Origin of the sequence: Paludibacter jiangxiensis (assembly GCF_001618385.1) — a bacterium.
GTDB classification, from domain to species: domain Bacteria; phylum Bacteroidota; class Bacteroidia; order Bacteroidales; family Paludibacteraceae; genus Microbacter; species Microbacter jiangxiensis.
Map to the genome: position 1 here is coordinate 1,027,558 of NZ_BDCR01000001.1, position 26,094 is coordinate 1,053,651.

The 26,094-nt window shown below is 45.4% G+C and carries 15 protein-coding genes; all 15 read left to right on the top strand.

The window, feature by feature from the left end:
- Position 1 precedes the first annotated feature (1 nt).
- Positions 2–3,343 (top strand): SusC/RagA family TonB-linked outer membrane protein, encoded by a 3,342-nt coding sequence (locus tag PJIAN_RS03940; RefSeq protein WP_068702209.1) that lies wholly within the window; start codon positions 2–4, stop codon positions 3,341–3,343.
- Between the two features lie 12 nt (positions 3,344–3,355).
- Positions 3,356–5,509, top strand: a complete 2,154-nt coding sequence (locus PJIAN_RS03945) for a RagB/SusD family nutrient uptake outer membrane protein (RefSeq protein ID WP_068702211.1) — start codon at positions 3,356–3,358, stop codon at positions 5,507–5,509.
- Positions 5,510–5,767: 258 nt separating this feature from the next.
- Positions 5,768–7,405, top strand: a complete 1,638-nt coding sequence (locus PJIAN_RS03950) for a thrombospondin type 3 repeat-containing protein (protein ID WP_068702735.1) — start codon at positions 5,768–5,770, stop codon at positions 7,403–7,405.
- A 195-nt stretch (positions 7,406–7,600) separates the two neighbouring features.
- Positions 7,601–8,251, top strand: coding sequence for a DUF3826 domain-containing protein (locus tag PJIAN_RS03955; protein WP_068702737.1), 651 nt, complete (start codon positions 7,601–7,603; stop codon positions 8,249–8,251).
- A gap of 167 nt (positions 8,252–8,418) precedes the next feature.
- Positions 8,419–11,544 (top strand): DUF6298 domain-containing protein, encoded by a 3,126-nt coding sequence (locus PJIAN_RS03960; protein ID WP_068702213.1) that lies wholly within the window; start codon positions 8,419–8,421, stop codon positions 11,542–11,544.
- 118 nt (positions 11,545–11,662) lie between these two features.
- Positions 11,663–12,580 carry a glycoside hydrolase family 43 protein gene (locus PJIAN_RS03965; protein WP_068702215.1) on the top strand — a complete coding sequence of 306 codons (918 nt, stop codon included), beginning with the start codon at positions 11,663–11,665 and terminating at the stop codon, positions 12,578–12,580.
- 93 nt (positions 12,581–12,673) lie between these two features.
- A complete protein-coding gene (locus PJIAN_RS03970; RefSeq protein ID WP_068702217.1) occupies positions 12,674–15,985 on the top strand; it encodes an MGH1-like glycoside hydrolase domain-containing protein in 3,312 nt (1,103 codons plus the stop codon).
- Positions 15,986–16,045: 60 nt separating this feature from the next.
- Entirely contained in the window at positions 16,046–16,549 is a 504-nt protein-coding gene (locus PJIAN_RS03975) for a hypothetical protein (RefSeq protein WP_068702219.1), read from the top strand.
- A 40-nt stretch (positions 16,550–16,589) separates the two neighbouring features.
- Positions 16,590–19,340 carry an alpha-L-rhamnosidase gene (locus PJIAN_RS03980; RefSeq protein ID WP_068702220.1) on the top strand — a complete coding sequence of 917 codons (2,751 nt, stop codon included), beginning with the start codon at positions 16,590–16,592 and terminating at the stop codon, positions 19,338–19,340.
- A 47-nt stretch (positions 19,341–19,387) separates the two neighbouring features.
- The gene (locus PJIAN_RS03985; RefSeq protein WP_068702223.1) at positions 19,388–20,029 is read left to right on the top strand and encodes a Shedu anti-phage system protein SduA domain-containing protein; all 642 of its coding nucleotides are present in this window, start codon (positions 19,388–19,390) and stop codon (positions 20,027–20,029) included.
- Between the two features lie 62 nt (positions 20,030–20,091).
- Positions 20,092–20,997 (top strand): dihydrodipicolinate synthase family protein, encoded by a 906-nt coding sequence (locus tag PJIAN_RS03990; protein WP_068702225.1) that lies wholly within the window; start codon positions 20,092–20,094, stop codon positions 20,995–20,997.
- A gap of 9 nt (positions 20,998–21,006) precedes the next feature.
- On the top strand, positions 21,007–22,548 hold the full coding sequence (locus tag PJIAN_RS03995) for a sodium:solute symporter family protein (protein ID WP_068702227.1): 1,542 nt from the start codon (positions 21,007–21,009) through the stop codon (positions 22,546–22,548).
- An 83-nt stretch (positions 22,549–22,631) separates the two neighbouring features.
- Entirely contained in the window at positions 22,632–23,780 is a 1,149-nt protein-coding gene (locus tag PJIAN_RS04000) for an iron-containing alcohol dehydrogenase (protein WP_068702229.1), read from the top strand.
- Between the two features lie 91 nt (positions 23,781–23,871).
- Positions 23,872–24,900, top strand: a complete 1,029-nt coding sequence (gene pdxA / locus PJIAN_RS04005) for a 4-hydroxythreonine-4-phosphate dehydrogenase PdxA (RefSeq protein WP_068702231.1) — start codon at positions 23,872–23,874, stop codon at positions 24,898–24,900.
- Positions 24,897–26,075: a four-carbon acid sugar kinase family protein gene (locus tag PJIAN_RS04010; RefSeq protein ID WP_068702233.1), complete on the top strand. Its 1,179-nt coding sequence runs from the start codon at positions 24,897–24,899 to the stop codon at positions 26,073–26,075. Before pdxA ends, PJIAN_RS04010 begins: the two co-directional genes overlap by 4 nt.
- The last annotated feature ends 19 nt before the right edge of the window (positions 26,076–26,094 follow it).

Below are 26,094 nucleotides of genomic sequence, written 5' to 3' on the forward strand. Positions count from 1 at the left end.
GATGAAGAAATTTTTAATTCTTGGTCTAATCCTAACGCTCATCCAGGCATTTGCTTTGCCGGTTTATGCTCAGCAATCGCGCACGGTCAAAGGAACCGTTGTGGGTGAAGATGAAAAACCCATTATCGGAGCTACTGTTAAGGTAAGCGGGAGTAATATAGGGACGATTACAGATATTGACGGACAATTTTCGCTGCAGGTTCCGGCTAATGGTAAATTGGCAGTATCTTATCTGGGGTATATCAGCCAGACAATCACCGATCTTAAAAATCCACGCATTGTATTGAAAGAAGACGTGATGAAGCTGGATGAAGTTGTAGTTGTAGGTTACGGTACTCAAAAGAAAGCTCATTTGACGGGTTCGGTAGCTTCGGTTGCCACTTCTGACATTAGCGATCTTTCGGTTACCAATTTATCTTCGGCATTGACCGGCCAGATTAATGGTGTGAGTATAAGTGAGTCCGGTAGTCGTCCTGGCGATGCTGCCTCTATCGTGATCCGAAACAGTAATTTAAGTGTAAGTGCACCGTCTTCCAGTACCGGTCTTTTAGTTCCGTTATATGTGATTGATGGTTTTGTATATTCACCGGAAGCCGGACAGGCAGCATTCAATAATCTGGATGCCAGCATGGTTGAAAGTATGTCTGTGTTAAAAGATGCTGCAGCAGCCATTTATGGTGCTCGTTCTGCGCAAGGGGTTGTTCTCGTAAGAACCAAACATGGTCAGGTAGGGAAGCCAAAAATTACTTACAACGGACAGTTTGGTTACACTGATGAAGCGTATCGTTCCAAAATGCTGGATTCTTATAATTTTGGTTTGATTTGGAATGGCATACGTGCTGCAGACCCTACGAGTCCATATGATAAGAAAAATGATTTATTTCAGAGTGACGAATTGAATGCAATGAAGTCGCTTAATTATGATTTGCTTGACAAATACTGGAGTTCTGCGATGACACAAAAACATAGTGTCAATGTAAGCGGAGGTACAGATAATGCTACATATTTTGCAGGTATGTCGTATGTTACACAAGACGGTAACCTGGGCAAAATTGACTATAACCGATGGAACTACAATGCAGGCGTAGATACTAAAATCAATAAATGGACAAAAGCGTCTTTGCGCGTATCGGGAGACTATGGCAGTACAACAAAAGCAAACGTTAAAGTCGGGGGATCAAATGCTGATAAAGACTATGTGGCATTATTGACTCATCCCCGCTACATTCCTGAATATGTAAATGGCATGCCAATTGCGGCTTATGGCATTACAAACGGAACAATTGAACAATCGCAGCTGTACAATTACAATGTTGTCGAAAATCTGGGTAACTTTGTTAAGAACATGCCTCAAAACATGGTCATTAATGCTTCTTTGGAATATGATTTCGGTTGGAACAAAATTTTACAGGGATTGAAACTGCAAGCTACTTATTCTAAGAGTATCAGCACAACAAAAGATAACGAATTCGGTTCTGATTATTCGCTCTATAAATTTGCCGACGGAGCTCGCGGTGGTAGTGGTTCACACTTGTATACCGACACAGAAGAACAGGCTATGAACTTTACAGGAATGACAACTGTTCCTGTTTCCAATGGAAACTATCTTAAAAGAAATACGAGCCGCAGCGATAGTTATCAGTTGAACTTTATTGCTAACTATTCACGTAAATTCGGACAACATGATGTAAGCGGATTGTTTACAATTGAAAAAGCTGAAAATGAATCTGAATATGTATGGGGAAATGTTACCGGACCTTATTCATTTACTAATTATCAATCCAATGGAGCAGGAGGAAATCAAACAACAGCTTTCTCACGTTCTGAAGGTGGAGTGTTATCATACATTGGTCGTTTGAATTACTCCTATGCCAACAAATATTTAGCAGAATTCTTAATTCGTTCGGATGCAAGTACCAAGTTCGCTCCTGAAAATTACTGGGGAGTTTTCCCATCTTTGTCTCTTGGTTGGGTCATCTCTGAAGAACCTTGGTTTAAGAAAAATGTGAGGTTTGTTGATTACATGAAAATTCGTGGATCTTATGGTTTACTTGGCCGCGATAATGTAAAAGCCTGGGCTTGGGCACAATTCTATGGATCGGAAACTGTTAAGGGTCCTATCTTTGGAACAGATCCTAATGCAATTGCAGGACCACACTTCCAAATACCGAATGCAGTGCCTAACCGCGATTCACATTGGGATAAAAGCTATAAGAGTAATTTAGGTTTGGATTTGGCTTTCCTGAATAATCGTTTATCAGTTACATTGGATGGTTATTATGACAGAAACCGTGAGGTATTTATGGCTATTACTGATGCTCCTGATTATCCAAGTACAGTAGGTGCTGTAGCTTCTGCTTCAAATTACGGTTCTATTGATAATTACGGTATAGAAATTTCATTGGGATGGAGAGATAAGATTGGAAAGGATTTCAAATATTACGTAAAACTCAATACCGGATATACCGACAATAAAATCCTGAAGGCACCTTGGAAGGATGCGGGATCAAGAGAACTTGATGATATTGTTCCGAATGGACGTGCCGACCGTGGATTGTGGGGCTACCAATCAATAGGAATGTTCCATAGCTATCAGGAAATTGCCGAGTATTTTGCTTCGAATAAGATTGTAACCTATATGGGAAAAACTCAGGCAGATGTTCATCCCGGTATGTTGATCTATAACAACGTAAGAGGTTCTCAGAAAGCTGACGGTACATATTATGCGGCAAATGACCCGAATGATCCTGCCGGAAATGTAATTGATAAAAATGACCGTGTACAGATATCTAAATTCCGTAGTAACCCTTATGGCTTTACTCTCAATTTTGGTGGAGACTGGAAGAAACTGTCATTCAGCGCTCAATTAGGTGCCAGCTGGGGTAGTTATACCATGATGCCGACACAGGCGATTAGTAATTCAAGTATTATTTCTACAGCTTCTGGTTATGACGTAATGCAGTATACCAATCTACCTTCATTCTGGGCAGGAAACATGTTTGTTTATAATGATGTTCTCGATAATCAGGGAAGAGTGGTTTCACCTCAGAACCTCGAAGGAAAATATCCTAACCTGCGTTTCTCGGATGTTAATAGTGTAGCTTCTACTTTCTGGAAAGTTAGCAATACGAATGTTACCCTGCGTAACATCACGCTCGCCTATACTCTCCCGAAGGCTTGGGTAAGCAAAGTGGGTGTTGAAAGTTGTCGCTTAAATGTTACCGGACAGAATATGATAAGTTTCTATAACCCTTATCCGGATCATTTTATGAGCACAATGTCAAATTACAGCACATATCCTACATTACGGAAAATCACTATGGGGATCAATGTTACATTCTAAAAAGACACAACAATGACAAAGATATATAAATCAATTTTAAACGTCGCTTGCTTATTGAGTATATTCCTTTGGATGGGATGTAGCGACCAATTCTTGAAAGATAAAAAGAATTATGATAATCTCAGTCCCGAGATCTATAACGATTATGCGGGTGCTTCGTTGAGGGTACAAGACCTTTATCTGAGATTGTTGCCGGATGTAAATTCCGGATTGTCCTACAGAAGTACAAGTTCTGGAAAAAATGACATTCAGTCCCAGTCGACCGAAGAATTTAGCGGTCTTTCTAATTTTGTAAGTCCTGATGTTACATTGACCTCATCAAGTACTTTGAATGATTGGTTTTACGTAAACAAGGCAACGAATGCCGGTCCATGGGGTGAGATTCGTAACTGTAATGATGTGATTGAAGGTGTTACCGGAAGCACATTGTCTGAAACACAGAAAAAGACGTTACTTGGCCAGGCCTACTTCTTTCGTGCATGGCAATATTATTTGCTGGTAAAAACCTATGGCGGTGTACCTATTGTCGATCATGTGCAGGTAACTGATGTGAATCAGGCAAAAGAACTGGAAGTGCCGCGTTCAACAACCAAACAATGTATTGATTTCATTTGCAAAGATCTGGAAACAGCTGCCGGCATGCTGCCTGCACGCTGGGACGATGCAAATTTTGGACGTATTACCCAAGGTGCAGCCCTGGCTTTGGCCGGACGTGCTCGTTTGCTTTATGCAAGTCCATTGTTTAATCGTGCCGATAATGCCGAACGTTGGCAAGCAGCTTACGATGCAAACAAAAAAGCTATTGATGCACTGACTACTGGTGGATTTGGGCTGGCCTACAAAGATGCACCGGGCGTTAATGCTGCCGGTTGGGCAAAAATGTTTTATGAATTTAATAGCAATGAGGCTGTATTTGTGACACTTTATAATAAAGTTCACGATGACAATGCAGCTAATGAGATTTATAGAAATAACCACTGGGAACAGACCATCCGTCCAGCAAATGCACACGGTGGCGGTGGTATGAGTGCAACCTCTTTGATGGTGGATTTATTCCCGATGGCAGATGGTAAGAAACCGACCGAAGTAGGAACTTACAACTACAACCCATTGACATTCTTTGCGAATCGCGATCCACGTTTCTATAGAACTTTCGGATTCCCGGGTGTATCCTGGAGATTTGATGCTGCAAGCGATCCAACTTCGTTAGGTGTTGACTATCCCTACTCAGGAGCTAACTATATGCTTTGGAACTATTCATGGTATGCTAATTCAACCAAACAGGCGGATGCGACACTTAGTGGTTATGGGGCTGATGGTCTGGGTTTGAATTACAAAGGTATTTATATCCGTAAACGTTCAAACGATTTCGATATGACAACTCCAACACCTGTTTGTATGTACAGATGGAGCTTGGTGGATAACAGACAAGGTTCGTTTGCCGAAGGAGCTATGCCATGGATGGAAATCCGTTATGCTGAGGTATTATTAAACTTTGCAGAAGCTGCTTGTGGAGCAGGACACCCGGATGACGCTGTTCAGGTATTGAAAGACATCCGTAAACGTGCAGGTATTCAGGCTGGTGCCGATGGGCTCTACGGTTTGAGCTCAGACTTGTCTTCTAATAGAGCTAAATTATTTGCTGCGATTCTTTATGAACGCCAGATTGAATTGGCTTTCGAAGGAAAACGCTTCGACGATATGCGCCGTTGGCTGCTTTGGGATGGCGGAGCTAATTTCGGTCAAATCAGCGGAGCTCCAAGCTCATGGACATTGACCGGCTTTAGCGGAAATACCTGTTCTTATCTGGGAGTCGAGCCGTTCAACGGAAAACGTCGCGATAATATTGAAATTACCGCAAAAACATTTGCCAATGAAGTACAAGGTGCAGATCCGATCAAAGCCAGCCGTCCGGCACCCATGGATTTGAAGAGCGATTTAAGCACTCAAACGAATGCTTTGGTAAGCTTTTATAATACATATCTGATGCGTAAAACACGTCAGGGAGATGAAGCTGGGAAGGTAGTTTCTTTCAAACCGCAATATTATATCATCGGTTTGACAAGCGGAGCGCAAACTAATAACATTACTCTTTTGCAGACTATTGGATGGCAAGATGTTCTGCATGGCAATACTAATGGGACATTCGACCCGTTGGCTGAATAATAAATTTTATTGTGAATAGAAATATACAACCGGGCAGATTTATTTGTCCGGTTGTATTCTCAAAGTATTGATGTTTCAGGCAGAGAAGCATTGGTATTAGGTGTTAGGTTTAACAAAGCAAAGAAGATTACAATCATCGTGGATTATTACCTGCTTGCGTGAGGCTCTGAGATATCAGGCGCAAGATGTAATACTAATTAAAAATTTATTCGTGTGAAAAAGTTTGTTTTAACGGCATCTGTCCTGCTTACCGTGGGAATGATGCAAACCGCAAAGGCACAATATCCGAAAGTGTCGAATGAAGACAAAGCAAAATCGGAGGCGTTGCTTAAGGCCGCCGAGCATCGTTCGGACAGCATCTGGAAACTGGTGTTGCCTATTGTTCAGGATCAGGCAAAACATGGCAGACCTTACATTCCATGGGCAGCCCGTCCTACCGACCTGCCTCAGGCTGAAATTCCTGCTTTCCCGGGTGCAATGGGTGGTGGTGAATATGCTATCGGCGGTCGTGGCGGTAAGGTAATTACTGTTACCAACCTCAATGACGATGGTCCCGGCAGTTTCCGTGCAGCATGTGAAGCCGGTGGTGCTCGTATCGTCGTATTCAACGTAGCCGGGATTATTCACCTGAAATCACCGGTAATTATCCGTGCTCCTTACATCACTATTGCAGGTCAAACAGCTCCCGGCGACGGGGTTTGTATTGCAGGTGAAACTGTATGGGCCAACACACACGATGTGGTTGTACGCTTCATGCGTTTCCGCAGAGGTGAAACCTGGGTAGGTCGTCGCGACGACAGCTTCGGTGGCAACCCTGTTGGTAACATTATGATCGACCACTGCTCTTGTTCATGGGGTCTGGACGAAAATATTTCATTCTACCGCCACATGTTCGATCCGGGTGCAGGTATCAAGGAAGAAAAATTACCGACTGTAAACGTAACTATCCAGAACACTATTTCGGCTCAATCGCTGGATACATACAACCATGCTTTCGGTAGTACACTGGGCGGCGAAAATTGTTCGTTCCTGCGTAACCTTTGGGCCGACAATGCCGGTCGTAACCCGTCAATCGGATGGAACGGAGTGTTCAACTTTGTGAATAACGTTATCTACAACTGGAATCACCGTTCGGTAGACGGCGGCGATTACACTGCGTTGTACAACATCATCAACAACTACTACAAACCGGGTCCTGTTACCTCGAAAGGCAATGTGGGTCACCGTATTCTGAAACCGGAATCGGGTCGTGCGAGACTGGGTTATCTGGTATTCGGTCGTGTATATGCTAACGGCAATATCATGGAAGGTTATCCTGAAATTACAAAAGATAACTGGGCCGGTGGTATTCAGGTGGAAGAACAACCTGACACAAAAGGCTATACCGAGACTATGAAATGGGACAAACCTTTCCCTATGCCTCAGTTCCCGATTATGTCGGCTCAGGAAGCTTTCGATTTTGTATTGGAAAATGCAGGAGCTTACCTGCCTAAACGCGACATCGTTGACCAACGTGTGTTGAAACAGGTAAAAACCGGCGAGGTTTACTACGACAAAGAGGCTGACAAACGCGATTACTATCAGTTTGAACACCGCAAATTGCCGAAGGATTCGTATAAAATGGGTATCATTACCGACATCAGTCAGGTGGGTGGTTATCCCGAATACAAAGGCAAAGCTTACAAAGACAGCGATGGCGACGGTATGCCTGATGCGTGGGAAAAGAAATACGGTTTGAATCCTAACGATCCTTCTGATGCCAACGGCGACATCAACGGTGACGGATACACAAACATCGAAAAGTACATCAACGGCATCGATCCTACCAAGAAGGTAGACTGGAAAGATCCGAAGAACAACAACGATACATTGAAAGGCAAAACAGGCCTGATGTAAGTACAATTAGTCAGCAGTCGGTGGCCCCAACTTAATGACATTGTGTCCACCGGCTGCTAAATGACTATCATATTATTGTTTATTGTGGTTTATTTGTTGATTATTTGTCGCTTGTAAACTGGATTACAGGACTATTACCGGTCCTGTAATTTGTTTGTGGCAGATATGAACCGCGACCACCAATTAAAAAAAGCTATGAAGAAAAATCTAATGTCTTTATTTTTGTTGCTGATTGTGGTTGCAACCGCATCGGCTCAAAACAACGAAGACAAATACAATAAGACACTTACGGATCGTGCCGAGAAAATTGTGAAAACTTTATCGATTTCCGACTCAATCGTCTTTAAACGTTTGACAGGAATCTTAGTCTATCAATACAAGAGCCTCGGTAAAATCCACGATGGTCGTGATGCGGCCATTAAATCTGCCAAAGAAAAAGCCGGGAATGATAAAGCTGCTTTTCAATCTGCCGAAAAAGCTTTACAAGACGAAGCAAACTCTCAATTGTACAACCTGCATTGCGAATTTATAGGGAAACTTGCGGGTGATCTTAATGCCGAACAAATCGACAAGGTGAAGGACGGAATGGTCTTTAACCTGATTAAGGTTACTTACAGCGCGTATCTCGATATGATTCCTACGCTCAAGCCTGAGGAAAAACAACAAATCTACTGCTGGCTGGTCGAAGCCCGCGAACGTGCCATTGATGCACAGTCGTCCAACAAAAAGCACGAGATTTTTGGAAAGTACAAAGGCCGTATCAACAACTATCTCTCGAAACAGGGATACAATCTTGATAAGGAGCGTCAGGCGTGGGGCGAACGATTGAAAGCTGCTAAAAAGTAAGAATATTTCATCCGGTGAACCAAACGTTTGCCGGATGAATATCTTTGTCAACGATCAGGCTTCGTCTACGATTTCCGCAACAATAGCAATCTAAATTCAACAGATGTAAATCTTGTTTCTGACAAGGTCATTTCATATGATGCTTGCAGAACAATAAATAGCAATCAATGTATAACAAAGTAAAATATTCCGTTGCTGCACTTATATTGTTGCCGGTAATGCTTTTTGCCGGAAGCGCACCGAAGAAAACGACGAAGCCTCAGTTGCCTCTCGAACATACCAAAGAAGGGCTGGTTTATGCAGCCGACAGCCTGGGAAACCGTATTCCCGATTTTTCGTATAGCGGCTATATGGCCGGCGAACAGGCAATCCCCAATGTCTTCGCCAAAATAGTTGTTCCGGCTAAAACCGGCGACGCGACAGCCCGCATTCAGGCCGCTATTGATTACGTATCTTCACTTAAACCGGATAAGTTGGGCTTTAGAGGAGCCGTACTTTTACAACCCGGCGTTTTCGAAATTGACGGACAGCTTATCATCCGCACTTCAGGAGTTGTGTTGAGAGGTAGCGGTATCGGCGAAAACGGAACGAAGCTGGTTGCAACCAGCAAAGACCGTCGCACACTCATTCGCGTGGTGGGTAAAGATGATCGCACGAAAGCAGAAGCGCTGAAAGTGGCCGATGCTTATGTTCCGGTCAATGCGATGAAGCTGACGCTTAAAAATGTTGGTTCGTTGAAAGCCGGCGATAAAATAATGGTTCGCCGTCCGAGTACCCAAAACTGGATTGAAGCTCTTGGCACTGTCACTTTTGGTGGAGGAGTTTCCGCTTTGGGATGGAAACCCGGCGACCGCGACATTTATTGGGACAGAACTGTTGTTGCCCTGAATGGAAATGAAATTACACTGGATGCACCTGTCACTACCGCTCTCGATGCCAATTACGGTGGCGGCGAAGTAATTCCTTACACGTGGAATGGCAGAATTAGTCAGGTAGGTGTTGAAAATATGCAATGCACATCTACTGTTGATGCCGCCAATCCCAAAGACGAAGCTCATGCCTGGATGGCAATTACCCTCGAAAATGTAATCGATGGCTGGGTACGTCAAATTACCTTCTCACATTTTGCCGGTTCGGCTGTGATGGCGCTCGAGTCTTCACGCCGCCTCACGGTGGAAGATTGTATCTCTACCGATCCTGTTTCCGAATTGGGCGGTCAACGTCGCTACACTTTCTTCAATGCCGGACAGCAGTCGTTGTTCCAACGCTTGTATGCCGAGGGTGGCAATCACGATTTCGGAATTGGCTTTTGTGCTGCCGGTCCCAATGCATTTGTGCAATGTCAATCGGTTTTGCCATACAGTTTCAGCGGTGCGATCGATAGCTGGGCTTCCGGCGTTTTGTTCGATATCGTGAATGTGGACGGCAATAATCTTCGTTTTTCGAATCGTCAACAAGATAACCGCGGAACCGGATGGAGCGCCGCCAATAGTGTGCTCTATCAATGTACGGCAGCGCTGATCGATTGTCCGAAACCGCCGACAGCGCAAAACTGGGCATTCGGATGCTGGTCGCAGTTTGGCGGCGATGGCGGCTGGTATGATTCCAACAACCAGATTCAGCCCCGCAGCCTCTACTATGCGCAATTGGCACAACGTCTTGGTAATGCGGCAGGTGATCGCGCCTTCTTGATGTTCAATCCTTCCGAGGCCTCCAGCAGCCCGTCGGTAAAGGTGGCGCAGCAACTGACGCAAGAATCTCTGAAACCCGCTCCCTCTTTGTTACAATGGATAAAAGAAGCCTCTTCCCGTACTCCCATTATTACCGAGGGGAAAGGGTTGAAGAGCATTGAAGAGATTGGAGTTCCTGCTCCTAAAAAAATAAATACACTGCCAACTGCCATCATCAACGGAAAATTAGTTCACGGCGATGAATTGTTGGCAGGAATGCAGCACAACACACCCTGGTGGAATGGGAGTGTTCTGCCGACTTTTCTGGATGAAGCCAAACCGGCGCTTACCCGTTTTGTGCCGGGGCGTACAGGTACAGGTCTGACTGATGATGTCAATGAAGTGGCTGCCTGGATGAAGAAGAGCAATATTGTCTCTTTCGAACAACATTACGGGTTGTGGACCGACCGCCGTCGCGATGACCACGAGCGCATTCGTCGCATCGACGGTGACGTGTGGCCTCCTTTCTACGAACAACCTTTCGCCCGTTCGGGTCAGGGCACTGCCTGGGACGGCCTGAGTAAATACGACCTTACCAAATACAATAAATGGTACTGGTTGCGTCTGAAACAATTTGCGGATCAGGCCGATCAAAACGGTTTGGTATTGCTCCACAATAACTTCTTTCAGCACAACATTATCGAAGCCGGTGCTCACTGGGTGGATTGCCCCTGGCGTACAGCCAACAATATCAACAGCACAGGTTTTCCCGAGCCCGTGAACTTTGCCGGCGACAAACGTCTGTTCTTTGCCGAAATGTTTTACGACACCACGAACGTGGTTCGCAAAGAGTTGTACAAAAAATATATCCGTCAGTGTTTGAATAACTTTACCGAAAACAGTGCTGTCATTCAACTGACGAGCGACGAATATACAGGTCCGCTTCATTTCATGCAGTTCTGGCTCGACGTGATTGCAGCCTGGGAGAAAGAGACCGGCAAACATCCGCTGATCGGGTTGAGTGCTACCAAGGATGTGCAGGACGCTATTCTGAAAGATCCGAAACGGGCGGCTGTGGTCGACGTGATTGATATCCGCTACTGGCACTATCGTGACAACGGCACTGTGTATGCACCGCAGGGTGGTCTTAACCTTGCACCGCGCCAACACGCCCGTCTGGTGAAACCCGGCAAATCCTCTTTTGAGCAGGTATACCGTGCTGTGAGCGAATACCGCACACAATGCCCTGAAAAGGCCGTAATGTACTATTCGGACAGTTATCCGGCATACGGTTGGGCTGTTTTAATGGCCGGTGGATCGTTGCCTAACCTGCCTGCCGGATTGGAAAAAGGCTTTTTGAAAGATGCTGCTCAGATGAGTGTCATTAAATCGCAAACTGAAAATCAATACATTCTCGGAAACCCGGAGAAGGGATATATTGTCTATTCCAAAAATGGAGAAGCAACAATTGACTTGGCTGCCAGCCCGAAAACATATGTTGCCAAATGGATCGATCCGGCAACCGGATTCGGCACGCCAGCAGGAAAGGTAAAAGGAGGTAAAACCATTACGTTGAAAGCTCCGAAAGCAGGAACAACCGTACTTTGGTTATCAGCAAAATAGTTTTTGAGAGTTAATCGCTGATAACAAAAAACCGACAGGGAACCATGAGGTTGCTTGCCGGTTTTCAAAGTGAATAACGGATTTATAAAATACATAAACGCACTAAGTTTCAATTTACATGAAGCAATTGATTTTTTCATTTTTATTCGTTTTTACCCTTCTGCCATTGGCAAAGGCACAGGATGCTTATCTCTTTGCTACATTCCGTGAACCGCAGCAGGATGGTTTGCTTTTGGCCGGTAGTACCGATGGTTACCACTGGCAATCGTTGGGCGGGCCGTTCAATACACCGGGTGTAGGCACCGACAAAATCATGCGTGATCCTTCTGTTTGTCAGGGTCCCGATGGTACTTTTTACATGGTGTGGACCAGCAGCTGGACGAAGGATAAAGGATTCGGTTATGCCAGTTCCAAAGATCTGATTCACTGGACTCCATCGAAATACATTGAGGTGATGAAGTACGAACCAACAACGGTAAATACCTGGGCGCCGGAGGTTTTCTACGACGATGTACACAAGCAGTTTATCATTATGTGGGCATCTACCATTCCTTATCGTTTTGAGAAAGGGCAGGAGGCTGAAGATAACAATCACCGGATGTACTACTGCACCACCAAAGATTTCAAAACATTCTCCAAAACAAAACTTTTCCTCGATCCGAAATTCAGTGTGATTGACTGCGTGTTGCTGAAACGTGCTCCGAAAGATTATGTGCTGATTCTCAAGGATAATACCCGCCCCGAACGTGATGTGAAAGTAGCCTTTGCTAAATCACCTCTGGGTCCGTTTACAACTCCCTCAGCTGCAATTACTCCTCATTTTACTGAAGGGCCAACTGTGACGAAAGTGGGCAATGACTATTTGGTCTATTTTGAATTTTACAAAGATAAAAAATACGGAGCCGTAAAAACCCGCGACTTCAAATCGTTTACCGATGCCACAAATGAAGTATCTTTGCCTCAGGGTCATAAACATGGGACGATCTTCAAAGTGTCAGCGAAGTTTTACGATCAATTGCTTAAGAATCTGAATTAAAAGCCCCTCCCAACCTCCCCTCAAGGGGAGGCTTTAATCGGCATTAGAGAAAGGGGATTCGTAATACTATTTTTAATTTTCATATATCTATAAATGAAACAGTTGCTTTTTATTTTATATATCATTCTTGCAATAAATGCCACAGCTCAGGAGGGTGTTTACTATACCGGCAAAACCTTGTCGAATTCCGATTATCACCACGGGCAACTGGCTCCGGCTGTCGGTGTGCATAATATTCAGGTGTTGCGTGTCAATCGCGAACATCCGGCTAACCTGGCCGAAGGCTGGACCTACAATCACCAGCCGATGTTGTGTTACTGGAACAACCGGTTTTACATGGAATATTTGTCCGATCCCGTGGGCGAACACGAAGCTCCGGGGCGAACTTTGTTGATGAATTCTCAGGATGGTTACAACTGGAGCGAACCGACGGTGGTTTTTCCCGAATACAAAGTGCCCGATGGTACCACCAAACCCGATTTTCCGGGTGTAGCTAAAGATTTGATGGCGGTGATGCATCAACGCATGGGTTTTTATGTATCTGCGAAAAACCGTCTGCTCGTTTTGGGTTTCTACGGCATTGCTTTTGCCGCTAAAGACGATCCCAACGATGGGAACGGCATTGGCCGTGTGGTGCGCGAAGTGCTGCCCAACGGCAAGTTCGGTCCGATCTATTTTATCCGTTATAACCATGCTTTCAACGAGAGTAATACCTCTTATCCGTTTTATACAAAAAGCAAGGATAAAGGGTTTGTGGCTGCCTGCAACGAACTATTAGCCAATCCGCTGATGATGCTTCAATGGAACGAGGAATCCGACCGTAACGATCCGCTGATTCCCATTCATAAAGATTACAAAGCGTTTAATTTCTATCATTTGCCCGATGGCCGTGTGGTGGGTTTGTGGAAATTTGCACTGACAACCATCAGTCCCGACGGTGGTAAAACCTGGCCGGTGATGCCGCAGCGAGGCAAAGGTTTTGTGAACAGCAATGCCAAAATCTGGGGGCAACGTACCTCCGACGGTCGTTACGCTACGGTTTACAATCCTTCCGAATACCGCTGGCCGCTGGCCATTTCCACCAGCGACGATGGCTTGGAATACAAAGACTTGCTGCTTGTTCATGGCGATATTACTCCGATGCGTTACGGCGGTGCCTACAAAAATCTGGGGCCGCAATATGTGCGTGGAATTCTGGAGGGCAATGGTACGCCGCCCGATAAAAACCTCTGGGTCACTTACAGCATGAACAAGGAGGATTTGTGGATCTCGCGTATACCTGTGCCGGTAACGGGTAAAGCTACAGCACAGGCCGACGACGTTTTCGATCGTTTTAACTCCATTCAGGAGATGACAAAATGGAATATTTACAGTCCGTTGAAGGCCCCGGTAAGCCTCGAAAAACGGGCAGATGGTAAACGCTGGCTGACACTCAAAGACAGCGATCCGTTCGATTATGCCAAAGTGGAACGCGTCGTTCCAGAATCCAAGAAACTGACGGCTGAATTTACGGTTGTTCCCGGTCAGAACGGGAATGGACAGCTCGATATCGAATTTCAAAATCCGAAAGGAGAAGCTTGCATTCGTTTGACCTTCGACAAAGACAGCGTCTTCAAGTCGAAGAGCGGAGCCCGTTATTCCGGTATTTTGAAATATAAAGCCGGCGAAACGTATCACGTCAAAGTGATGCTGGATGTAACCACTCGTAGCTATAAGATGGTGGTGAATGGCAAAGAGATTGCTACCCGCATCTTCTTCAATCCGGTGGAGGCTGTTTCTCGCATTGTCTTCCGCACCGGCGAATTGCCTATCGAGCCAACGCCCAATACTCCTGCCGATCGTTTTACCGATCTTGCCAATCCGGGTGCTTCCGACAAAGAAGCGGTTTATTATCTGGAAAACTTCAAAACCTCCAGTCAGGATGACGATAATTCTGCTGCCGTGTTGAAAGCGGACGATTTTAAGCACTACGTGGACAATTTCAACACGATGGAGAACGAAAATATTGCTCAGGCAATTCCGAATTCCGAGTCGTGGAGCTGGATGAAAAAGAATGTTCCTTTGTTTGAATGTCCGCAGCAAAATATCGAAGAGATGTTTTACTACCGCTGGTGGACATTGCGTAAACATATCAAACAAACACCGGATGGCTACGCATTTACCGAATTTTTGGTGCCCAGAACGTATGCCGATAAATACAATTTGATTAGCAGCGCATTGGGACATCACATCTACGAAGCCCGCTGGTTGCGCGACAGCAAATACCTGAATGACGACATTCACGTGTGGTACCGCGGTAACGAAGGAAAACCGATGCGCAAGTTGCGCAGTTTCAGCAGTTGGACCGGGAATGCGTTGTACAATAAATTCATGGTTGACGGCGACAAAAACTTTTTGTTGGATATGTATCCCGACTTGCAGGCCGACTATGCCGCATGGGAAGGCGATCATCGCTTGCCGAGCGGATTGTACTGGCAGGGCGATGTGCAGGACGGCATGGAAGAGACCATCAGTGGCGGCCGTAAAAAGAAATATGCCCGTCCGACCATCAATAGCTACATGTTTGGCAATGCTCAGGCACTGGCGGCAATTGCCAATTTGAAAGGCGATAAAGCAACAGAAAAGAGCTACCTTCTGAAAGCCGATACATTAAAACAGTTGGTTCAAACACAGCTTTGGAACAAGGATTCGCTCTTCTTTGAAACCTTGCGCGAGCCGGGTAAACTGGCTCAGGCTCGTGAAGCGGTCGGATTTCTTCCCTGGTATTTCAATTTGCCGGATAAGGGCAAAGGATTTGAGGTTGCATGGAAACAGTTGACCGATACCAAGGGCTTTTCTGCTCCTTTCGGTTTGACAACCGCCGAACGTCGTCATCCGCAGTTCCGTACGCATGGTGTGGGCAAATGTGAGTGGGATGGTGCCGTATGGCCGTTCGCCACTTCGCAAACGTTGACCGCACTTGCCAACGCAAAAAATAATTACGATGCCAACGTGGTAAGCGATAGCGTTTACTTTGCTCTGATCAATCAGTATGTGGAAAGCATGCATTACCGTGGCCGTCCCTACGTGGGCGAATACCTCGACGAGGTAACCGGTTACTGGTTAAAAGGAGATCAGGAACGAAGCCGCTATTATAACCACTCCACTTTCAACGATTTGATTATTACCGGACTGGTAGGTCTCCGTCCCCGTGCCGACGAAACCATCGAGGTCAATCCGTTGGTTCCTGCAAAACAGTGGGATTGGTTCTGTTTGGATAACGTGTCGTATCACGGTAAAACGCTGACCATTGTTTGGGACAAAACCGGAAGCAAATACAACCTTGGTAAAGGATTGATGCTGTTTGTCAACGGTGAGAAAGTGGCATCGTCCACTCAATTAAAATCGATAGTTTATAAACCGTAATCTTGTGCTAATAAAGTATTATTTTTGACTGTTGTATAGAAATAACTTCAGATTAAAATTATGCGTTCAAGATTTTCTATCAAAGCTAAGGTTGAATTATTTGTAATTGTTGCCATAACAATACTTATCCCTTTTTCTATTTCATCAATCTCTGATCCAACGATGAATGTGGATTCAAAGATAGGGATGGTTCTGAGTTTGATATTTTTTACATTGGTAATAATTTATTACGCTGTTGTTGTTTTCAGATTTAAGTGGCTTAGATTCTTTATTGATGAGAATAAAATAACATTAAGTCGATATGCAGGACTAAAGAAAGCAACAGAATTTAAATTCTCTTATTTTGATTGCTTTAAGACAGCTCACAATACCAGTCGAATAGGTACGTTTGAAAATTTATTATTGATAAAAGATAATAAGGTGATTCTTACAATTTCAGAATTTTATCATGCGAACTATAAAGAGATGAAGCGAACAATAAGCAACAACCTTACAGACGAAGGAGATGTTGTTTATGATTTTATGGATGAAATATTAGATATATTGAAAATAAAGAAGGATTGAGATTATTCTTTAAAAGGGAGTGGCATTTATATGATAAAGGATGAGAAAACGAGTATTTATTTGGTTTTTTTGCATTTGTAATTTACTGATAACAAATATTGCTTCGGCTATCACCGTTTCCAAACTCACTTGTGAGATGGCTGTTAATCCGGTGTCGGTAAATACGACGACACCTCGTTTGGGATGGCAGTTGCAGTCGGTTGTCAACGGCGATCGACAGACGGCCTACGAATTGGTTGTTACTGCCGAAGCAAGTAAAACCGTTGTTTGGCAAAGCGGGAAGGTAAAATCGGATGGCAGTCAGTTGATCGATTATGCCGGTAAGTCTTCGCTTGAAAAAGGGAAAGCATACAGTTGGAAAGTTCGTGTGTGGGACGCCAAAGGCAAAGCTTCGGCGTGGAGTGCTCCGGCTCGTTTCTCAATAGCGCCTGCCGATGATTTTCTCGATTCCCAATGGATTGGTGGGCTGACCAAGGCCGACTCTCATCTACCGATAGGAAAGAGCTATCACATGCCTTCCAAAAAATCGCCCGAGAATATTGCTATGCTCAAAAACCTCGACAGCATGGCGTTGCGCAGCATCATGCTTCGGAAAGATTTCAAAGCAGAAACATCCGTAAAAAAGGCAACGGTCTATGTCTGCGGACTGGGTCATTATCAGCTATCTATCAATGGAAAGAAAGTTGGGAACAGTGAGTTTGCGCCACTCTGGAGCGACTATTCAAAGACGGTTTATTACAATACGTACGATGTTTCCGACAGGATTCAAAAGGGTGAAAATGCGATCGGTGTAATTCTTGGCAATGGTTTTTACAACACCATTGGCACCCGTTACAGCAAATTGTGGCGCACCTACGGTCCTCCGACCTTGTTTTTCAAAATGGTGGTGGAGTATGTTGATGGCAAAAAAGAGATCCTTCGTTCTGATAAAAGCTGGAAGTATGCGCCGAGCCCCATCACGTTCAATAGTATTTATGGCGGCGAGGATTATGATGCCACTCTGGAGCAACCGGGCTGGAATATTGCCGGTTTTAACGATTCCAAATGGCGAAATGTTGTGTTGCAGGAGGCTCCGGAAGGGAAACTGACAGCTCAGACAGCCCCGCAGGTTCAGATCAACAAACAATACGGAATCAAAGAACTGAAGCATCTTTCTGACTCGGTTTATGTGCTCGATATGCGACAAAACCTGTCGGGTTTCCCGTCCATTAAAATTCATGGTAAAAAAGGACAAACCGTTCGCATGTGGGTGGGCGAATCGCTCGATAAGGACGGAAAGGTAAGCCAGAAACGAACCGGTGCACCGTACTATTTTCAGTACACGCTCAAAGGTGGAGGGGAGGAAGAATGGCAACCGATGTTCAGCTATTACGGCTACCAGTATATCCAGGTGGAAGGTGCCGATGTACAGAAATCCCCGACAGGAAGCACATTGCCGCTGATAACCGACATCAAATCGAATTTTGTCTACTCCTCGGCAACCGAAGTGGCCACTTTCGATTGCTCGAACGAGATTTTCAATAAGACGCACTGGTTGATTAACAATGCCATCAAGAGCAATTTTCAGGGCGTGATGACCGATTGTCCGCAGCGCGAAAAGCTGGGATGGGTAGAAGAGTTGCATCTCAACGGTCCGGGCTTGTTGATGAACTACGACATGACTGCCATGTTCCCGAAAATTTTGCGGGATATGAGCGATGCCCAGCATGCCGACGGTCTGGTGCCGAGTATTTGTCCCGAGTATGTCTCTTTCGGTGGCGATTTTACCGATTCTCCCGAATGGGGTTGCGCCTCCATCGTGGTGCCGTGGATGTATTATTGGCATTACGGCGACAGTTCGTTGATACGGACATATTACTCTGTGATGACGCGCTATGTCGACTATCTCGGGACGAAAGCAACCGGGCATATTTTGTCGCATGGCTTGGGCGACTGGTACGATTACGGGTTGAAACCGGCAGGATATTCACAGAACAGTTCCATCGCAATTTCGGCTACGTCACATTATTACCTCTCGGCAATGCTGGTAGCCAAAGCTGCTGCGATGCTGGGTATTGCGCAGGATACACTCAAATACGAACAGTTGGTTCGTGACATTAAGAAATCTTACAACGAACGTTTTTTCAATAAATCGACCCGGCAATACGACATCGGTAGCCAGTTCGCCAACGCTGTCTCTTTGTACCTCGGTTTGGTGGAACCGCAATACCGTCAGGCTGTTTTGAAAAACCTTACCGATGACATCGCTTATCACGACGATCGTCTTACGACCGGCGATGTGGGCAATCGTTACCTTTTCCAAACATTGGCCGATAACGGACAGAACGAACTGATGTACAAAATGGTGAATCACTACGATGCTCCGGGTTATGGTTTTCAGTTGAAATATGGACTGACTACGCTGACCGAACAGTGGGATCCACGCAAGGGTAATTCGTGGAACCACTTTATGATGGGGCAAATCGAGGAGTGGTTCTTCAATACGCTGGCTGGAATTCGTTACGATGAAAAACAACCCGGGTTCAAGCATATTATTTTGCGACCGACACCGGTAGGCGATCTAAAAAATGTATCGGCTTTAACCGAAACGCTTTATGGAAAACTATTCGTTGCATGGACAAAGACAGAAAAGGAATTCAATCTGAATGTGACAATTCCGGTCAATACAACAACGACGGTGATGTTGCCTTTTACTGCGACTTCGGTACGAATTAACGGTAAAACAGTGGCTGTGAAAGATAATTCAGTCGAACTGGGTTCGGGGAAATGGGAGATTACAATTGAATTCTAATTACAATAATAAATCAGGCTATTTTTTAGAAATAAACGCGTCAAAATATGCTAAGCAAAGAATTGCAATCTATTTTAGCTGAAACTAAAGGCGAAGGAGAGATCTCATCCTTTTTAGCTCACAATCCCAATTTGATAAGATGGGCTGTTTGTAGAACAGGAGGTCATAGTACCTATGTTTTAAAAGAATTTCCGTTTGGATCAAAATATAAGGCTGATTTTGTTGTCCCGATGTCATATTCAGGTGCATGGGAAGTTAATATCATTGAACTTGAACCGCCTGATGATATAGTAATTACAAAAGAAGGACTTCCTTCGAATCGTTTGAACAAGGCAATTTCCCAAATAAATGATTGGAAAGAATATATTGCGAGAAACCCTTTGGAGTTTCGCATGGATTTATCTAATTGGTGTATAAAAAAAGATTTACTGGGATTTTTTAATGACAAGAAAACGCCTACTAATAATACTGGTGATTTACTTAATTCTCCAGAGACGGCAATTTTTTATAACTACTACATTTTTATAGGGAATAGAGAAAATGTTGATAATGAAAAGCGTAGGAGGGTTAATCAATTGCGTAATGAGATAGAAATTTTCACTTATGGTAGATTTTTGGATATTGCAAAAAATTTTGATAAGGCAGAAATGAATCCAAATGAAACTATTTTTTTTACGCGACTCAGATGAATAGAAACTTTTAAAAACCTCATATACACGATAGGAATTCTATTCCTATAAAATAATTAGCAATGCAAAAAAGATTTTCAGGTGTAGTGGTGCCGATGATTACACCGCTCAAAAAAGACTTTACGGTAGATGTGGACGCGGTTGCCGTTATTATGAAACGTTTTGCCCAATATGGCATTCATCCTCTGGTTTTGGGAACAACCGGCGAATCAAGTTCAGTAGATGAAAAAGAGAGCCTTCGTTTTGTAGAGGCCGCTGTCAAGGCAAAGAGTCCCGGACAGTGTGTGTATGCCGGTTTGGTAGGCAATCAGGTAGCCGAACTGATCAAACGAGGCAATCAGTTTATCGAACTGGGTGCCGATGTGGTCGTGGCTACATTGCCTTCGTATTACATCCTTACGCCGGATCAGATGGTGACATTTTATACGCAGTTGGCCGACAATGTGAAAGGGCCGGTGATGATGTACAACATCAAAGCTACCACGCAGATGTCTATTCCTTTGGACGTGGTTGCCAAACTGAGCAATCACCCCAATATCTGGGGCTTGAAGGATTCGGAACGTGATGCCGATCGCATGAAAGCATGCATCGAGGCCTATATGGAGAGAGCAGATTTCGCTTATTTCTGTGGCTGGGGAGCACAAAGCTTCGGCAGTTTGCAATTGGGTGCCGACGGCGTGGTACCGAGTACCGGAAACATCGTGCCTGAACTGTACGGTAAACTGATGGATGCTGCGAAAGTTGGCGATTGGAAAACGACTCAACATTATCAGGAGCTGACCGATAAGGTAGGTGCAGTTTACCAGAAAGATCGTACGTTGGGCGAATCGCTGGCTTCGTTGAAGGTGTTGATGAACCATGAGGGCATTTGCGGTACTACGATGATGCCTCCGTTGACAGAGCTGACTGCCGAACGTAATCAGCAGATTATCGACAGTTTCGAAGCATTGAAAAAAGAATTGAAATAACACGGATAAATGAACCAGGAACCTATTCATTGGATTGATGGACTGATTGTTGCTGCCTCGGTGGTATTTACAATCGGTACCGGATTTTATTTTGCGCGACGTCAGAAGAGTTCGGATCGTTATTTTTCGGGAAGTAAAAATATTCCTTCCTGGGCGATTGGTATCTCCATCTTTGCCACGTTGTTGAGCAGTGTTACATTTTTGGCCTATCCGGCAGCGGCCTATAAGTCGAACTGGATATTACTGGTGCAGGGTCTGATGGTGCCGGTGGTACTGGTCGGCCTGATCGGATTTATCGTGCCGCTGTTCAGAAAAGCAATTAAATTAAGTACGTACGAATATTTTGAACGTCGTTTCGGCGTGTTTGCCCGTATGTACAGTTCCGTAGCGTTTTTGCTGACCCACTTTTCGAAGATGGGAACGGTACTTTACCTGGTCAGTATTGCGCTGAGCAGTTTCACCCATTTCCCGGTGCTGACCGTGATGCTGGTGCTTTCCATCGCAATTATCACCCTGACGGTTTTGGGCGGAATGGAAGCCGTAATCTGGATGGACGTGATTCAGGGAGGTCTGTTGATTGGTGGCGGATTGCTCTGTCTGGGAATCCTCTTGTTCCGTCCCGAAGGCGGACCAACAGTGGCTTTGAGTCAGGCTTTCCAAGTGGGAAAGATTGATGTCGGACCGTTCAATTTCAGCTTTTCCGAGCTCACTTTTTGGGTAATGGTAGTTAACGGAGCCTTTTATGCGCTGCAAAAATATGGTACCGATCAAACCATCGTGCAACGTTATCTGGCTGCAAAATCCGACAAAGACGCGAAACATGCGGCGTTGATCGGGGTGATTATGAGTGTGGCTGTCTGGACATTGTTTATGTTGATCGGTTCGTTGCTGTATGTCTATTATCACAACGGAACGGCAACATTGCCCGAAGGCATTTCGGCCGATAAGGTTTTCCCTCTTTTTATCAGTACACAGTTGCCGGTAGGCGCTGTTGGCTTGGTACTGGCTGCATTGGTTGCTGCTGCACTTGCCAGTTTGCAATCCGATCTGAACTGTATCTCGGCTATTGGAATCGCCGACTATTATCTCCGTTTTAAGCCTAATAGCACGGATAAACAGCAGTTGCGGATGGGGCGGATTTTGGTGTTGGTTGCCGGTATCCTGATGATGACGGTTGCTTACCTTTACGTTACCTGGGAAGGCGAAGGCGTCCTCGGGGTTGTCTTTGGATTGTATGCCATCTTCTCGGCCGGTATCGTGGGAATCTTTCTGTTGGGATTGCTCTCCCGTCGTGCTAACTGGCAGGGTTTGTACATCGGAATTGCGGTATGTATTCTGTTTACCGCTTATGCTGTGCTGACAACAACTAAAATCGACGATACGCCGATTCTCGATCTGGGAAAATTCAATTTCCCGCATCACAAATATATGTTGGGTGTTTATAGCCACATCATCGTGTTGGTGGTGGGTTACATTGCCAGCCTGTTCTTCAAATCGGAACCGGCAGACGAACACCTGACCATTTATGGGTATATTAAAAGCAAAAAATAACAGTTACAGGTTTAATGTTCAATGTTTCAAGTTGAAAGTTGTTGAAAACATTGAACATTAAACATTAAACATTGAACATTGAAATGAATTCTGTAGTTTTACAACAACCGGGAACCATTGTTTTCGGCGAAGATAGCATACAACAACTGGCCGAATGCCGGTTTATCACATCATCCGAGCAAATATTAATGTTGGTTGCCACTCCTCTTTTAGAGGCGCTGGCACCTTCTGTTGAGGCTATTAAAGCTTCCGGCAAAAAGGTGGAATTGGTGGAATATAACTTTCCCGGAGAACCTACCTTTGCACAATTCGATACATTACTGGCAATTTCGGAAAAGTTCAACCCCGATTGCATTATCGGCGTAGGAGGCGGTAGCGTTCTCGATTGCTCAAAATTGTTGGCGGCACTTACCGGCAATACTCAAAAACTGGCGGAAGTAGTAGGTATTGGTATTCTTAATGGCCGTAACCGTAAACTGATCTGCGTGCCGACTACATCGGGAACCGGCAGCGAAATGTCGCCCAATGCCATTTTGCTCAACGAAGCAACTTTGGCAAAAAGCGGTATCATTAGTCCGTATCTGGTTCCGGATGCCTGCTTTATCGATCCGGCGTTGACGGTGTCTCTTCCGGCAAAACTGACTGCCGAAACGGGTATGGATGCTCTTTCGCATTGCATCGAGGCATTTACCAATAAATTTGCCCATCCGGCAGTCGATACGTATGCATTGAAAGGAATTGAGCTGATAGCGGCAAACCTTCAACGTGCCTGCGAAAACGGCAAGGACATGGAAGCCCGTGCCGCTTTGGCGCTGGGATCGATGTACGGAGGCTTGTGTCTGGGGCCGGTCAATACTTCGGCTATCCATGCTTTGTCGTATGGTTTGGGAGGTAAATTCCATGTACCGCATGGCCTGGCCAATGCCATACTGATGCCCGAAGTCTTGCGATTCAACAGGATTGCGTCTCCGGCTCGTCATGCGCAGCTTGCACTGGCGTTGGGCGTAGAAAAACAATCGACTGATGAGGCTACAGCGTTGGCAGGTATCGAAAAGATTGCCGCTATATCAAAAGCATGCGGCATTCCGCAACATCTGACAGAGATTGGTATCGGTAAAGAAGACTTGTCGGAACTGGCTGATATTGCCATGAACGTCACCCGATTGCTGAAGAACAATCCGCGTGAAGTGACCAAAGCGGATGCAATAGAAATTTATACGAAACTATTATAACGTGTAATCGTTGAATCGAATAATCGTTAAATCGCGAAACAGCAGATTGACGATTAAACGATCAACAATTGAACAATTAAACAAAGGTTTTATGACCCCGATTATAGGAATTAGCATGGGCGATCCCGCCGGGATTGGTCCTGAAATATGTATCAAAGCGCTATCGGATGCGACTGTTTACGAACGTTGCCGTCCGGTGGTGATTGGTGATGCGGCTGTGATGGCGCAGGCTGCCACGCTGTTGAATGCTCCGCTCAAGGTAAATGCAATCGAAAAGATTGCCGATGCAACCTTTGCTTTCGGCACGGTGGACGTGTACGATCTGAAGAACGTTACTCTTTCGGAACTCAAGCCGGGTGAAGTGTCGGCTATGGCGGGGAATGCCGCTTTTGAGGCCGTGCATAAGGTGATTGAGCTGGCTTTGGCCAACGAAGTGGATGCTACGGTTACGGCTCCTATCAACAAAGAGTCGATTCACAAGGCAGGGCACCATTTTTCGGGACATACCGAAATTTATGCTCATTATACCAATACAGCAAAATATGCCATGTTGCTGGCCGATGATAACCTGCGCGTGATTCATGCCACTACGCACGTTTCGCTTCGTCAGGCGTGTGATTTGTGCAAGAAAGAACGTGTGCTGGAGGTTATCTCATTGTTGAACGATGCGTGTGTGCAGTTTGGTTATGAAAAGCCGCGTATCGCTGTGGCGGGCCTCAATCCGCATGCCGGCGAAAACGGGCTGTTTGGAGACGAAGAAATCAACGAAATAATACCCGCCATCAAAGAGGCGAATGCCAAAGGCTACAATGTGGAAGGCCCGATTCCTCCCGACACTATTTTTGTGAAAGCCGTTCAGGGAAAATATGACGGTTGCGTGGTGATGTACCACGACCAGGGGCATATTCCTTTCAAACTGGAAGGTTTTCAGTGGGACAACGAAAAGCAAACCATGAAAAGCGTGAAGGGTGTGAATATTACCCTTGGTTTGCCGATCATCCGTACCTCGGTCGATCATGGTACGGCGTTTGAAATTGCAGGCAAGGGCATTGCTTCGCCTGACGCCATGCTGGTAGCTTTGGATTATGCAATCTTGATGGCTAAAAACAGAACAAAATGATAACGGTAATTGCAGACGACTTGACGGGTGCCGCCGAAATAGCCGGTGTATGCCTTCGCTACGGACTCAAAGTGGCTTTCGGGCTCGACTCTGTTCCCGAAGAGCCGGCCGATGTGGTAGTAATTGCTACCGATAGCCGGTCGGGCACAATCGATGGAGCCTATCGTATTCACCGCCTGATGGCAACAAAAGCGTCGACATCAGACGATACGCTTATTTTCAAGAAGGTGGATTCCGTGCTGCGAGGGTATATCGTGCAGGAAATCAAAGCTGTGATGTCGGTAACGGGTAAATCGAAAGTTTTACTTCAGCCGGCAAACCCTGCGGCAGGTCGTTGCATCCGTGATGGAAAATATTTTGTGGGAGATACATTGCTGGAAGAGACCGGTTTTTCTGCCGATCCTGATTTTCCGGCAGGAACCTCAGAGGTGGCTGAGCTCTTGAATGAAAGAGCCCTGGTGGGAGATAAGGCCAACCAGTTTCCAATCATTACCGGCGATGTTCGGGAGTTTCAGGAAAAGGCAATCTATCTTCCTGATTGCAGTTCTGAAAACGAACTCGGATTGCCTCTTGCAAATTGGGAGCCGGATACATTGCTGGCCGGAAGTGCCGCATTTTTTGAGCAGGTGTTGCTCAGGATTACTGGAGCAAAGAAGGCAGTGGCAAACAAATCGATAGATATTTCGTCCTCTTTTCTTATCGTTTGCGGAACAGCGCACCCTCAGGGACAGCGATTTCTCGAACGTCTTAAGACCGAAGCCGGTTGTCCGATTCGTTATTTTCCGTCACAATTCTTGCAGGAAAAAATCTCGGAAGGCGAATTTTCACGTTGGGCAAAATCTTTGATTCCCGACTGGAAATGGAGCAATAAAATGGCGATTTCCGTTTCTCAGTCTAAGGTCTCGTTTCCGGGAAGCTCTTCTTTGTTGCGTTTGCGCATGGATGAGGTGGTTGCCGAACTGGTGAAGAATTGTCCGGTGCAGGAGTTGTTGATCGAAGGAGGAGCAACTGCTTACAGTGTACTGAATTACCTGAAGTGGAAAACGCTGATTCCCGAACAGGAACTCGAACCCGGCGTTGTGCGTATGCGGGTAGGACGGAAGCCTTCACTGTATCTCACCATCAAACCGGGAAGCTATTCCTGGCCGTCGGGAATTGCGGGAATCAAAAACTAAGTATGGCAAAACGGAATCT

Coding starts and splice junctions, on each gene's coding strand:
- PJIAN_RS03940 (WP_068702209.1), top strand. CDS start 2: ATGAAGAAATTTTTAATTCTTGGTCTAATCCTAACGCTCATCCAGGCA.
- PJIAN_RS03945 (WP_068702211.1), top strand. CDS start 3,356: ATGACAAAGATATATAAATCAATTTTAAACGTCGCTTGCTTATTGAGT.
- PJIAN_RS03950 (WP_068702735.1), top strand. CDS start 5,768: ATGATGCAAACCGCAAAGGCACAATATCCGAAAGTGTCGAATGAAGAC.
- PJIAN_RS03955 (WP_068702737.1), top strand. CDS start 7,601: ATGAAGAAAAATCTAATGTCTTTATTTTTGTTGCTGATTGTGGTTGCA.
- PJIAN_RS03960 (WP_068702213.1), top strand. CDS start 8,419: ATGTATAACAAAGTAAAATATTCCGTTGCTGCACTTATATTGTTGCCG.
- PJIAN_RS03965 (WP_068702215.1), top strand. CDS start 11,663: ATGAAGCAATTGATTTTTTCATTTTTATTCGTTTTTACCCTTCTGCCA.
- PJIAN_RS03970 (WP_068702217.1), top strand. CDS start 12,674: ATGAAACAGTTGCTTTTTATTTTATATATCATTCTTGCAATAAATGCC.
- PJIAN_RS03975 (WP_068702219.1), top strand. CDS start 16,046: ATGCGTTCAAGATTTTCTATCAAAGCTAAGGTTGAATTATTTGTAATT.
- PJIAN_RS03980 (WP_068702220.1), top strand. CDS start 16,590: ATGAGAAAACGAGTATTTATTTGGTTTTTTTGCATTTGTAATTTACTG.
- PJIAN_RS03985 (WP_068702223.1), top strand. CDS start 19,388: ATGCTAAGCAAAGAATTGCAATCTATTTTAGCTGAAACTAAAGGCGAA.
- PJIAN_RS03990 (WP_068702225.1), top strand. CDS start 20,092: ATGCAAAAAAGATTTTCAGGTGTAGTGGTGCCGATGATTACACCGCTC.
- PJIAN_RS03995 (WP_068702227.1), top strand. CDS start 21,007: ATGAACCAGGAACCTATTCATTGGATTGATGGACTGATTGTTGCTGCC.
- PJIAN_RS04000 (WP_068702229.1), top strand. CDS start 22,632: ATGAATTCTGTAGTTTTACAACAACCGGGAACCATTGTTTTCGGCGAA.
- pdxA (WP_068702231.1), top strand. CDS start 23,872: ATGACCCCGATTATAGGAATTAGCATGGGCGATCCCGCCGGGATTGGT.
- PJIAN_RS04010 (WP_068702233.1), top strand. CDS start 24,897: ATGATAACGGTAATTGCAGACGACTTGACGGGTGCCGCCGAAATAGCC.